Genomic DNA, 10,873 nt, shown 5'->3' on the forward strand with positions numbered 1-10,873 from the left:
CTTCCGGTTTTGACTTCCAACTTCCACCAACTAGCGAATGAAGTTGTAAGTTGAAGTTGGAAGTTGCCGCAACGTGCAGCGGCAAGAGCAGCCGTTGCCGATTGTGTACAAAATTGATGTCAAATTAATTCTTCTATTTTCAGGTTCCATTTTGCAAAACCAGAAATAAAATCTATTTTTCCTACCCAGCGAGAAGCTAGTCTGCAACTGATTGAACGGAGTAGGTAGCCTTCTTCTCTAAATCCTTGCGGCACTGGTAGTTCATATACTGTTGCATCTTCCAAAACTGGAATATAAATTTTCTGTGACTTGGTAGAGTCAGGATAAATAAATTGAAGATAAGCACCACTGCGTATCCTTAGAGATTCCCAGCCAGCTACATCCGTTACTGTTGTTGTGACGCGAAAAGTATCTGAAGTAACTTCTACTGGAAATATTTGCCAAACATCAGTTACTTCCATCTCTCCAAGTGATGACCATGAAATAGGCATAGCGCACCAAAGCTTAAACAGAAACTCTTGCTAGCGTCGTGTATTGATTGCCATATCCAATTACCAGTTCTGCACGCCCTCTTGTGCCGATAATTTTATCTGTTTCAGTAGGGGTATTTAGTTTGGCGTAGAAAGCTGTAATTGTACTTGCCAAATTAGGTGTAGCACCCTCTGCAACGAATGGAATTTGATGATGAGACTGTCCATTTTTCTCATCGTAAAATTTTACCCATCGTCCGTGCATCTCATTAGCAGCAACTACAACAGCAGTATCGTCTCCATAATACCAGCGAACTTTTACAATCGGAATTTTATTGCCTCTTGTAATTTCTACAATTGTCGAATTAGCTGGAGGTACTGTTACTAATCCAGCAGCAGTAGCTCCACCCCATAAAGTTAAAGTGCCGTTAGCAACTTTCAATTTTAAGAAACGGGTAGGTTCTAAAGGATCACGATAATAAACTTGTGTGTAATCTACATCAAGTTTAGGAGTGTAAGCTTTGGGGTTAGCTGTACGATGGGCCAATCTTGCAGCTGCTTGAGCGCGTTTAATCTTTGCTAATTCTTCTAGTTCAACGGCACTTTTCCGACGAGACATAGTTTTTAACCCTAGTTTTTACTTTTTAACCATAGCAAGGGTTTTGGGCTTTCTTTTTTCCCGGAGATATATTATATGTGCTACATTTTTTTAGAGTTTGTATTTTTACAAGCGAATTGTATCTGCAAGTCGTGTTTGCCAAAAATATTGGTTGTGCGTTATCGATAACCAACGGCAATCAAAGGATAAACATACTGAAGTCACGCATTTATCAAATGTTTCCAAATGCGTGATTTCAGGCTTTACCAATGATTATTTGCGTTTTGCGAAGATTTCCTATACTACTTATTTTTGAGAATTAGTTAATTTTTTCCTCATGCTACCAATAATTTAGAGCGCAGCAGCAAGTTACTGCGTTGCATCTGAGTGCATACTGCACAGCAGTTCTCTTGAGCATCAAATTTTTGCAACGGTAGAGTGTCAGCGGCGCGGATCTTGCGACCGCACAAAGTAAACCAAGTCGCTTCACCAGGCTTCTCGTTGTCCATGAGGTGCAGCACTCCGTTTTCGCTTATCCGTCTTCCTAGTACATCCATGTCTATTACACTCGTGTTTGAGTCAATTGTATAAAATTTAACCTTACCTTGCAAATGTTGCACTACTGTTGCATCCCGCCTCTTTACTCCAGTAAGCCACAATTTGCAAATCAAATTACCGTTTCACTAGAGTTTTAGATGTTTAAATCACAAGCTTTAAGACAAAAATAAGCCACATAAAACGCAGACTTGCAAAACCATTGATATACAAGAGTTTTAGGCTTTAGCCTACCGTATTCCCTGGTTAGAATACAACTTCTTCGGCCCCACCAAGATTGCTGAATCTTTACGGGAAATCGCTTCCAAGTTTGACGAGACAATCCAAGCAAACGCTGAGAAAGTCATCGCCAAGTATCAGCCCACAATGGATACGATTCTTGAAAAGTATCGCCCACGTTTGGATGGTAAGACCGTTGCCATCATGGTTGGTGGTCTACGTCCTCGCCACGTTGTCCCAGCTTTCCAAGACTTGGGTATGAAGATGATTGGTACAGGTTATGAGTTCGCTCATAATGACGACTACAAACGTACCACTGGCTACATCGAAAACGGCACCATCGTTTATGACGACGTTACTGCTTACGAATTCGAGGAATTTATCAAAGCGCTCAAGCCTGACCTCGTAGCTTCTGGTGTGAAAGAGAAGTACGTCTTCCAAAAGATGGGTCTTCCTTTCCGTCAAATGCACTCTTGGGATTACTCCGAACTTAGCGATGCCTTCGGCGGGCTGCGCCAACGCACTTCAAAGTCAAGTCAGGCAAGTTTTTTACTATAGCAGTAGAAAAAAGAATCAATTTTTAGCCTAAATACGAGTTTTAGGATTATTCGGTAACAATCTTTTGTGATGCTTTAGATAATATAACTCTTATTGAGTCTGATTTTGAAATTTGAAACGCATTTTGCTCAAGGAAAAACTGTAAGTTAAAAGACTATTTGTGATGACAATTTTTTAGACTAAATGGGGCGATCGCTTCACTCCATAAAAAATAATTGTTTGGGTTATTTGAGATAACGCACATTTTTACAGAAGAGATGCGATCACTGTCACTGTTCTATTATCTGTCTGACGTTTAAACAAATACTTTTTTTGCAGTTTTTCCACAGCTATTCACAAATATGCCATCAAAAGTGCCTCCAACAACACCTCCGACTAGAGGCAGCATTTTCATAATATTGATTACGCCCTTTTCACCAGCCTTAGTGATTAGTCGGAAACCGATCTTTTTATTGATTTCAATCATAACCTTACCAGGTATCTGCTTGATCAAATTTTGACATACCTTTGTGCCAATCGTGATGCCTGCGGTTTTCAGAATTTCCTCGCCTGCTTCACCGATTAGACATAAAAGAACCATTGTTCTCACTTGTTCAGAGTAGATATCATAACCTCGAAGGTGAGCTATTGCAGCGGCGGTATTTGCTCCAAGGGCATAAGACGCAGCTAAACCCACCGGAATGGTAATAGGCATTGCTGCAATACCACCTAGTCCGGTAATAAAACCCGTGCCAGTAGCATACGTAGTTCTCCATGCAATAACTGAATTAATAGCATCTTCAATACTAGCCGCTTTGCTCAAGTGGTCTGCTGCAACTTGCTCCGCAGATGGCAAAACCTCTAACCCGTTAATCCCAGCATCAGCTATCCACTCAAGAGTTGCTTTTATAGGTTGTTATCATCGCCTGCGTTAGCTGAAACCATACAATTTAAGTTTTATAAATTATTTCATCTTTTCTATCTCAAGTTTTTGTAATAAGACCTCCGCAATATCTCCATATCACCATAAATTTATAAATAAGTTTAGCCAGTAGGGTGCGTTGTCGTTCGCGCAACGCACCACATCAATTATGGGCATCCTAAAAACAAATGTCATCTCCTTATGTCCATGCCCAATTACCGCAGACTCCATATTTCTGGAGCCACTTACTTCATCACCCAAGTTACCTACCAACGACAACCCTGGCTTTGCTCTGATATTGGACGTACTGCTGTTCGTGCTGCCCTTGGACATGTCCGAAAAAATTACCCTTTTTCCATTGATGCATTTGTTCTTTTGCCCGATCATTTTCATACTTTATGGACTCTGCCTGCGGGAGATAGTAATCTATCGATACGAATGCTTTTGATCAAACGCTTTGTGACCAAATACTACGGGCATCAGCTAGGGCTTGATGTTGGTATCTCCCGTTCACGAGAAAAGCGAAAAGAAAGGAACTTATGGCAACGCCGTTTCTGGGAGCATCTAATTAGAGATGATGTTGATTTTGCTAATCATTGTGACTACATTCACTATAATCCTGTACGGCATCAACTCTGTGAATCACCCCAGCAATGGGCTTTTTCGAGTTTTCATCGTTTTATCCAGCAGAACATTTACCCGTTAGATTGGGGTAGCGGTGGTGAGGTTCAAGTTGTGTCTGATATTTGGGATGTTTGAGATGATTGATGGTGCGTTGCGCTTTGCGACAACGCACCCTACTAGTTTAATGGCGATCGCTTTCACTCGACAATAAACTAGGCGATCGCATTAAACTGTTAATACCTCAATTAACAATCCGGGTACTTTGCCCAAATCCCGATGATTGCACGTTACTAAAGTTACTAAAACTAATTTACGAGATAGTGCGTAGGCGTAGCCCGTCGTAGACATCGCACTAAATAATCTTCGGTTTCGTAGAGCCAGTTTAATGGCGATCGCCCCAAATCGACAAACAGCCATTGCATATTCATACTGGGTGAAGTTAAGCGATCGCCTCTAACTCAGGAATATACTCAGTTTCGTAGTTTTCAATTAAAACACCAATAACTTCCATTAGAGACGCGAGTGGATGTGTCTCGTCTTCACCAACTTGATCGATGAGACAATCAAGGATCTCAACTAAACGTTCATATTCCTCTTCTGTGTGAGGAACAAAAACGTTTTCGGCAATGCATGACCAAGCAGTGATGGTTTGCTCGAGGTTGAAACTTTGCATTATTCTTTCCACTTTCCTTTATCCCACATTCTGCACTTCGTTTAATAATTAAGTGTATCTTTATAGCGAATTGGTATCAAAAGTAGATCCATTCAATTGTAAGAATAAAGTGTTACACAAATTCACTACTGAATTTCTGAACAATTGTCTGTATAATTGCCAAAATAGCTCCGACGTTATCCAAGTAATATCTTTGCTTATCAAGCAAAGCCACTTTTTGGGAAAGTTGAAGAAACTGCCATACTTCTCCTGTTGTCACGCATCCATACACAGGTATTTCTGTTTGTCCAGATGAACGATTGAATAAATCCGCCGCCACCATTTGCGCGATGCACTGTCCTAATCCAGCTTCAACATCATTTTTCTTCGCTTCCACAACAGTGAGAATTGGCGATCGCAACGGTGGTAAAGGTGGAGCTATTGCTAAAATAAAATCACATTCCCCAATTAAACCCTGTGCAGGATCAACGTCAAGTCTTTGTCCAGAGAAAATAGCCAAGCTATCTTGGCTGAGATCCCGACAGGTTAGTAAAATTGGTACAATAATAAATTCGCTCCGAGCCTTTTCACTAATCAGAGCTAATTGGGTGCGCTTTCCTAAAGTTTCATTTAACCACGAAGGAATAGAAAGAGGTACAAGCTTGGGAAACAGATCGGCTTCTTGGGTGGTGATTCCTAAAATAGCCGCAGCTTTTTCTAGAGTAAAGTCGCTGTACGCCATAGTTTTGCACTGCTTTGAGTATATGACGTTTTTAATAAAAGGGAATTGTTTTTATTTTACCCCTGTTGTAGAGTTGTCTAAGGATTCTGTGTGAAATGCTCCCGAAGTTCTCCGTCGTAGACATCGCTATGACGAGCTATTCGGCGTCGCTCCAACTCCACAACATGCCACTGCATATTTAGAGATGATGTGTGCGATGCACAAGAAGTAGACATCGCTGTGGATGGCGAATGCGATCCTCACATAACAGATTCTGAAGCTACTTGATAATGCAGCTTGATTGGAAACTTATCTACGAACCCACCTTTGTGTAATGCTACTGTGCAAAAACAGGAAGACCCGCCACCGATGCCATTTGAGATATATTATTGATGTATTGTGTTTTTTAACGCTACAAGGAGACTCAAGCTTCTTGGCATATTTAATAGACCTCTTACAAAAGTCAAAAAATCAGGAATGTCATTTTGAGCGGAACGCAGTGCAGAGAATAATCTTACAAGATGTTTAGCTGCGCTCAATATGACAATTTAAATTTATGCAAGAGGTCTAATCATTAGCGAGAAGCTGCAACACAACAGTAATGCTTAATACACTTGAGGGACAAAGAACTGCTCATTGCGGGGGGCGCGAACATAATTCTCACCTAAAGGTCTAGATGGAAGCTCTAAGGGAGGAGGCGTCATATCTTCGTAAGGAACTTTGCTCAACAAATGATGAATGCAGTTGAGCCGCGCCCGTTTTTTATCATCCGCTTCAATTGTAAACCAGGGGGCTTCTGGAATATTCGTGTACGCAAACATGGTATCTTTTGCTTTGGAAAATTCTACCCAGCGATTACGTGATTCCAAATCCATCAGGCTGAGTTTCCAACGCCTTGCTGGATCACGACTGCGAGAGAGAAAGCGTTGCTCTTGTTCTTCATCGCTGACGGAGAACCAATACTTGATTAAAACAATGCCTGAACGTACCAGCATTCGTTCAAATTCCGGGCAAGATTGCATGAATTCTTGATATTCTGCTTCAGTACAAAAATCCATCACCCGTTCAACTCCGGCTCGGTTGTACCAACTGCGATCGAACAGGACAATTTCGCCTGCTGCCGGAAGATGTTGCACGTAGCGCTGAAAATACCACTGAGTTTTCTCACGATCAGAGGGGGTTCCCAAGGCAATTACACGACAGCCACGAGGATTGAGTGGGCCGGCAATGCGTTTAATTACTCCTCCTTTGCCGGCAGCATCGCGCCCTTCAAATATTACGACAACCCGATAGCCAACATGCTTAATCCAGTATTGCATTTTGACTAACTCAATCTGGAGTTGCTCTAGTTCAGTTTCAAAAGTCTTTTTGGAAATTTTTTTGGCAATAGCTTCAGTGCTAACTTCAAAAATCCCTTTTGATTTTTTAGATTTTTTCTTGTCTTTTGCCTTTGCTAGATTTTCTATCAAATCTGTAGTGGGTTGAGCTAGACCATTATTTTCCTGGTTTTTAATTTCATCAATTGACATCGCAGTTACTCCATGCCATTGAATTGGCATAATTGCTTATCTATCAAGTATATATTTTATTGAGTGTAAATATATACTTTTGCAAGTATTACTAGACTTAAAATGTAAAATTTTTATCCATCTTTTGTTATAGTCAATTTCAATTTTTAGTTTAATGGCACAATGCAGCAAGAGCCATCGAAAAGCGATCGCTCGCCGGACGAACCTTTTAGCTATTTATTTCTTATAGTTGTTTGATCCTTTCTATCAACAGACGAACTTGAACAGGTTTGTTACGAAACCAGTCTGTTGACCAAATGCGGTGAATTTTCCAACCAAGTTTTTCAAGCACTTCTTGTCTGAGGCGATCGCAATCTCTTGCAGTTGGTGAACTATGGTAAGATGCGCCATCACACTCAATCCCCAGTAAAAATTCTCCTTGATGATTGTTATTGACTACAGCCAAGTCAATCCGGTATCCTGGGCATCCAACTTGGGTGCGGATATTTTAACAAATCGCGCCCAGGATTTCCCATCAACAGCTTAAGCTTTTTGGGGAATCCTGGGCGCTCAGGGATTGGGTATTGAGTAATTATGTTTAACTACTTAATTTATTATTCTTTGGGAATCCCGAAATGTGCCCTCAAATCAAGGTAAGGCATTCTATTACTTTTACTTAAAGGGGGCGCACCAGCCTGTCGCCAAGCCAAGATATTATTTAGCGCCTGGACACCATCTTCACTGGGTTTGAGTGTCAATATCAACCTTTCACAGCGACCATTGACTTGATTTGCAGTGCAAAGCACATTTTGCCCGTTCATTTTGCCGACAGTAATAAACTTCAAATCTCTGTCGCGGCGATAAGTTTCCAAGCGGTGGCTCACGTCTTGACAGCGCGTCAATTTATTGTAGCCAGCGTCTCTGAAGTAATTAGAAGTCCAGCGAATCCAAGGTTCACTAACACCTTTAAAATTTGTGTACACCGTCACGGGTTTGTTTCCTGAGGTGTCACAATAAAATCCTGGCCTACTTTCGGCTTGACTTGGCTGATTGATAGTTGCAGTCGCACCGAGGGCGATCGCACCTGCAACCAAAAGATTTGTTAATGATGCCAATTTCATGAGTAACTCTCAAATCTTGAGTAAAAAGTTTTTATTTGCCTCCCATTTGACACTCTCCCGACTAAAAGTAGGGAGATGATAAGAAGATTTCCCTTCTTATATCCCAATTGCTTGGGGTTTTAAGTGTTTTTATTTGTATACATAATGAGCCGTAACCCACTTGCGACCATGATTTGTTTTTTCCCAATGTGCAGGAATGAAAACTTTCTTTTTCGCTGGTGGTGCATAACGCCTAACTTGTGGTGTTTTTTTCGCTATTATTTGAGTAGGTAAATTATGACCGTGGGGATTAACAATAACCTGTAATGCTGATGCTTGTGAAGGGATAGAAGTAACAGCAAATGGTAAAAGAAGGGCTGCACCAGCAAAAATTCGTTTGATATTCATCACTAAATCTCCTTTTATAAACTGCATGATTAAAGTTCAGTAAACCTTAATCTGGTTAATGTCTCATGTTTATAAGCATAGGAGTTAAAACAGCTATACACTAGTGATAAAAGTCACTAGTGTAATCATGACTTAAGTAATCTCTAATGTCAGGTTTTAAGGTTTGAATCACGAATGAATCTTTTCCTGTCAATGCCATATATTGCTGAAGGGTAGATAAAAATGGCTATGATGCTTATTGAATAAGCCTCATAGCTGAATGGCACTAAGAAAAGCAAAAACTTACCACTTATTTATACTAATTCTTAACTAAATATTGTCTGACTTAAGTCGCAACATATCACGTATAAAAATCACCAGTTTTGGATAGATATGAATTATCCCTACTACCTTGTAGTTCAGTCTGGGAAAGCCAAACCAGTCATTGGATCACTGATATATAACCCTAATGTGAGACTACGCATCACTTCATCCCAAATGGGTATTAGCGGCTCTGCTTGATCTACCCAATAATCGAATGTAATCAAGCACTGAACATTCGACCCCAAACCAATGCAAGTCCGCGAAAAAGCTTCCCGTGGTTCTTCCTGAGTGTCAATAAACTTCATCTCTGTCCAGACAATCCTGGCGGTTTGGCGCTTGATGGTAAAGATTTCTCCCTTGGCAATGACGTTGCGACTGTCGTCTTCCATGATTTTCTTCAATGTGGATTTTAGCGGAAACTGGCTCCAGTCATTGGGTGGCAGACGATTAAAAGATACTTCCAGACAGCAATCATCGTTGGGCGGTTTTTTATCGAGGAACTTGAAGGATTTTTCTTGTGGCTCAAAAACCCAATTCTGGGGAACATTGAAGCGAACAGCGCCTCGATCTGCGACAAAAATTTTGTAGCCTGATGGAGATTCCCAGCGATGGTCAGGTTTTAATTCAAGCGTTTCTTTAATCCACTGGAGATTGCTTTTTTTACGCTTTGCCATAGTGTTTTTGCTTTCTCTGTTGAAGTCTACGACGGGCTACGCCTACGCTCACTTTGTTAATATTATCAAATTGCTTGAGATCATGGTGCATTGCGGCCTTGCAACAATGTATTTAATAAATATAAAAATTTAAGATACCGTACTCTGTGTACTGTCGTTTGTATGGAGGTTGTAAACCTAGCACAATGTCTTGCTTTGAGACTCCCATTGCAACTAACTCCTCAGCCGGATTTTGATCAGTCAAATTCTGCTGAAGCCAAATTTTACCATCTCTAATATCAAAATGCATAATGCATCCATAAATACGGTTAGACCCTTGCCAGCCAACATTCATCCACTGATAATGATCTCGCTCTGTATCAAGAATAAGTTGAACTTCTACTTCATGATCTGATTTATCATCATTAGCATAATGAGTCAGTAATGTTTGAATATATTCTCTATATTTTGCTATTTTGTCCATTGCACAATCTATGATGTAGCGTTACCGATTGTGCGATCGCTTTAGTTGGATCGTAGGTGATCACGCACTTTGTTGATTGTATCAAGTTACTAGTTAGTAAGTTGCGTTGTTGCAAGACGCACTTTACAAGAGGGATGCGATCGCACGAAGCTGGTATCGATCCTTTAAAATCAATAAGGGCTGGCGGTGGGGCGCACAATGATTTCGCTAACATCAACGTCGTCAGGTTGTTCGATCGCAAATGCGATCGCTCTAGCAATAGCTTCTGGTGGAATAGCAATCTTCCGGAAATCCTGCATCCCCCGACGCGCCTCGCTATCCGAAATACTATCCGCCAGTTCTGACTCCGTTACTCCAGGGGAAATCACTGTTACCCGGATGTCGCTGACTTCCTGGCGCAGTCCCTCGGAAATAGCACCCACTGCAAACTTCGTCGCACAGTAAACGGCTGCGGTGGGGCTTACTGCATGTCCACCGATTGATGATATGTTGATGAACTGACCAAATCCCTGTTCCTTCATAATTGGCAATCCAGCAGCAATACCATGCAGGACACCTCGAATGTTTACGTCGATCATCCGATTCCATTCGTCAACCTTAAGGGCTTCCAGTTTTGAAAGCGGCATGACGCCTGCATTGTTCACAATTACGTCGATGTGGCCAAATGTCTTTTGAGCGAATCCGACAAATTCCTCCATGTCATTGCGTTGCGTGACATCCAATTGCTTATAGTGCGCTGAACCACCCTCGTTGCTAATTGCCGTCACAAGAGTTTCCAGGCGATCGGTGCGACGCGCACCTAAGACGACATGTGCGCCTCTGCTAGCGAGTAAGCGGGCGCTAGCTTCACCGATGCCACTGCTTGCACCCGTAATTAAAACGACTTTATTCTTAATTTCTGACATGCGTAATCTTTTTTATTGTTTAGGTTACGGAAATTGCCCATATATTACCCTAATTGAGACGGTAGTTTTTGAATGTAAAAAATATTAAGCTTAATCTTGCAAATCAGTTTAAGCGTTTGTTTAATAGACTTGTCGCTTAATAAGGTAGAGTAACGATTAGCAACTGGAATGAGACAGAAAAATGCTAGACATCAATCGGGTGTTGAAAGAAGAC

15 protein-coding genes and 1 pseudogene are annotated in these 10,873 nt (G+C 41.2%); 2 read left to right on the plus strand and 14 right to left on the minus strand.

Annotated features, from left to right (window positions below):
* Positions 1-119: 119 nt before the first annotated feature.
* From V7K40_RS30450 to V7K40_RS30460, 3 genes are all read right to left on the minus strand, one after another.
* Positions 120-491, minus strand: coding sequence for a hypothetical protein (locus V7K40_RS30450; protein WP_334966435.1), 372 nt, complete (start codon positions 489-491; stop codon positions 120-122).
* A 13-nt stretch (positions 492-504) separates the two neighbouring features.
* Positions 505-1,089 carry a hypothetical protein gene (locus tag V7K40_RS30455; RefSeq protein WP_334966437.1) on the minus strand — a complete coding sequence of 195 codons (585 nt, stop codon included), beginning with the start codon at positions 1,087-1,089 and terminating at the stop codon, positions 505-507.
* Positions 1,090-1,403: 314 nt separating this feature from the next.
* Positions 1,404-1,577, minus strand: coding sequence for a hypothetical protein (locus V7K40_RS30460; protein WP_334966439.1), 174 nt, complete (start codon positions 1,575-1,577; stop codon positions 1,404-1,406).
* Positions 1,578-1,854: 277 nt separating this feature from the next.
* Here V7K40_RS30460 and V7K40_RS30465 point away from each other — a divergent pair.
* Positions 1,855-2,431: pseudogene (locus tag V7K40_RS30465) on the plus strand (nitrogenase component 1); the annotation flags it as partial.
* A gap of 264 nt (positions 2,432-2,695) precedes the next feature.
* On the opposite strand, the gene V7K40_RS30470 reads toward V7K40_RS30465, so the two are convergent.
* Positions 2,696-3,235 (minus strand): EcsC family protein, encoded by a 540-nt coding sequence (locus V7K40_RS30470; protein ID WP_334966441.1) that lies wholly within the window; start codon positions 3,233-3,235, stop codon positions 2,696-2,698.
* A 267-nt stretch (positions 3,236-3,502) separates the two neighbouring features.
* On the opposite strand from V7K40_RS30470, the gene V7K40_RS30475 reads away from it, so the two are divergent.
* Entirely contained in the window at positions 3,503-4,060 is a 558-nt protein-coding gene (locus tag V7K40_RS30475) for a transposase (protein WP_334966443.1), read from the plus strand.
* Positions 4,061-4,150: 90 nt separating this feature from the next.
* Here V7K40_RS30475 and V7K40_RS30480 read toward each other — a convergent pair whose 3' ends face one another.
* The 10 genes from V7K40_RS30480 to V7K40_RS30525 form a co-directional block, all read right to left on the minus strand.
* The gene (locus V7K40_RS30480) at positions 4,151-4,342 is read right to left on the minus strand and encodes a hypothetical protein (protein ID WP_334966445.1); all 192 of its coding nucleotides are present in this window, start codon (positions 4,340-4,342) and stop codon (positions 4,151-4,153) included.
* 22 nt (positions 4,343-4,364) lie between these two features.
* Complete coding sequence (locus V7K40_RS30485; protein WP_334966447.1) at positions 4,365-4,598, minus strand: hypothetical protein; 234 nt, start codon at positions 4,596-4,598, stop codon at positions 4,365-4,367.
* A gap of 112 nt (positions 4,599-4,710) precedes the next feature.
* Positions 4,711-5,319, minus strand: a complete 609-nt coding sequence (locus V7K40_RS30490) for a hypothetical protein (RefSeq protein WP_334966449.1) — start codon at positions 5,317-5,319, stop codon at positions 4,711-4,713.
* Positions 5,320-5,903: 584 nt separating this feature from the next.
* Complete coding sequence (gene ppk2 / locus V7K40_RS30495; protein ID WP_334966451.1) at positions 5,904-6,857, minus strand: polyphosphate kinase 2; 954 nt, start codon at positions 6,855-6,857, stop codon at positions 5,904-5,906.
* 193 nt (positions 6,858-7,050) lie between these two features.
* Complete coding sequence (locus V7K40_RS30500) at positions 7,051-7,311, minus strand: hypothetical protein (RefSeq protein ID WP_334966467.1); 261 nt, start codon at positions 7,309-7,311, stop codon at positions 7,051-7,053.
* A gap of 109 nt (positions 7,312-7,420) precedes the next feature.
* Entirely contained in the window at positions 7,421-7,927 is a 507-nt protein-coding gene (locus tag V7K40_RS30505; protein ID WP_334966453.1) for a COP23 domain-containing protein, read from the minus strand.
* Between the two features lie 129 nt (positions 7,928-8,056).
* Positions 8,057-8,314 carry a hypothetical protein gene (locus V7K40_RS30510; protein ID WP_334966455.1) on the minus strand — a complete coding sequence of 86 codons (258 nt, stop codon included), beginning with the start codon at positions 8,312-8,314 and terminating at the stop codon, positions 8,057-8,059.
* Positions 8,315-8,712: 398 nt separating this feature from the next.
* Positions 8,713-9,291: a hypothetical protein gene (locus V7K40_RS30515; RefSeq protein ID WP_334966457.1), complete on the minus strand. Its 579-nt coding sequence runs from the start codon at positions 9,289-9,291 to the stop codon at positions 8,713-8,715.
* Positions 9,292-9,403: 112 nt separating this feature from the next.
* Complete coding sequence (locus V7K40_RS30520; protein WP_334966459.1) at positions 9,404-9,754, minus strand: XisI protein; 351 nt, start codon at positions 9,752-9,754, stop codon at positions 9,404-9,406.
* A 170-nt stretch (positions 9,755-9,924) separates the two neighbouring features.
* On the minus strand, positions 9,925-10,659 hold the full coding sequence (locus V7K40_RS30525) for an SDR family oxidoreductase (RefSeq protein WP_334966461.1): 735 nt from the start codon (positions 10,657-10,659) through the stop codon (positions 9,925-9,927).
* Positions 10,660-10,873 lie beyond the last annotated feature (214 nt).

Origin of the sequence: Nostoc sp., from assembly GCF_036917195.1 — a bacterium.
Taxonomy (GTDB): domain Bacteria; phylum Cyanobacteriota; class Cyanobacteriia; order Cyanobacteriales; family Nostocaceae; genus Nostoc.

What these genes read in the sequence shown, in the direction of transcription:
- V7K40_RS30450 (WP_334966435.1), bottom strand. Translation starts at nt 491, where the DNA reads ATGCCTATTTCATGGTCATCACTTGGAGAGATGGAAGTAACTGATGTT.
- V7K40_RS30455 (WP_334966437.1), bottom strand. Translation starts at nt 1,089, where the DNA reads ATGTCTCGTCGGAAAAGTGCCGTTGAACTAGAAGAATTAGCAAAGATT.
- V7K40_RS30460 (WP_334966439.1), bottom strand. Translation starts at nt 1,577, where the DNA reads ATGGACAACGAGAAGCCTGGTGAAGCGACTTGGTTTACTTTGTGCGGT.
- V7K40_RS30475 (WP_334966443.1), top strand. Translation starts at nt 3,503, where the DNA reads ATGTCCATGCCCAATTACCGCAGACTCCATATTTCTGGAGCCACTTAC.
- V7K40_RS30480 (WP_334966445.1), bottom strand. Translation starts at nt 4,342, where the DNA reads ATGGCTGTTTGTCGATTTGGGGCGATCGCCATTAAACTGGCTCTACGA.
- V7K40_RS30485 (WP_334966447.1), bottom strand. Translation starts at nt 4,598, where the DNA reads ATGCAAAGTTTCAACCTCGAGCAAACCATCACTGCTTGGTCATGCATT.
- V7K40_RS30490 (WP_334966449.1), bottom strand. Translation starts at nt 5,319, where the DNA reads ATGGCGTACAGCGACTTTACTCTAGAAAAAGCTGCGGCTATTTTAGGA.
- ppk2 (WP_334966451.1), bottom strand. Translation starts at nt 6,857, where the DNA reads ATGCCAATTCAATGGCATGGAGTAACTGCGATGTCAATTGATGAAATT.
- V7K40_RS30505 (WP_334966453.1), bottom strand. Translation starts at nt 7,927, where the DNA reads ATGAAATTGGCATCATTAACAAATCTTTTGGTTGCAGGTGCGATCGCC.
- V7K40_RS30510 (WP_334966455.1), bottom strand. Translation starts at nt 8,314, where the DNA reads ATGAATATCAAACGAATTTTTGCTGGTGCAGCCCTTCTTTTACCATTT.
- V7K40_RS30515 (WP_334966457.1), bottom strand. Translation starts at nt 9,291, where the DNA reads ATGGCAAAGCGTAAAAAAAGCAATCTCCAGTGGATTAAAGAAACGCTT.
- V7K40_RS30520 (WP_334966459.1), bottom strand. Translation starts at nt 9,754, where the DNA reads ATGGACAAAATAGCAAAATATAGAGAATATATTCAAACATTACTGACT.
- V7K40_RS30525 (WP_334966461.1), bottom strand. Translation starts at nt 10,659, where the DNA reads ATGTCAGAAATTAAGAATAAAGTCGTTTTAATTACGGGTGCAAGCAGT.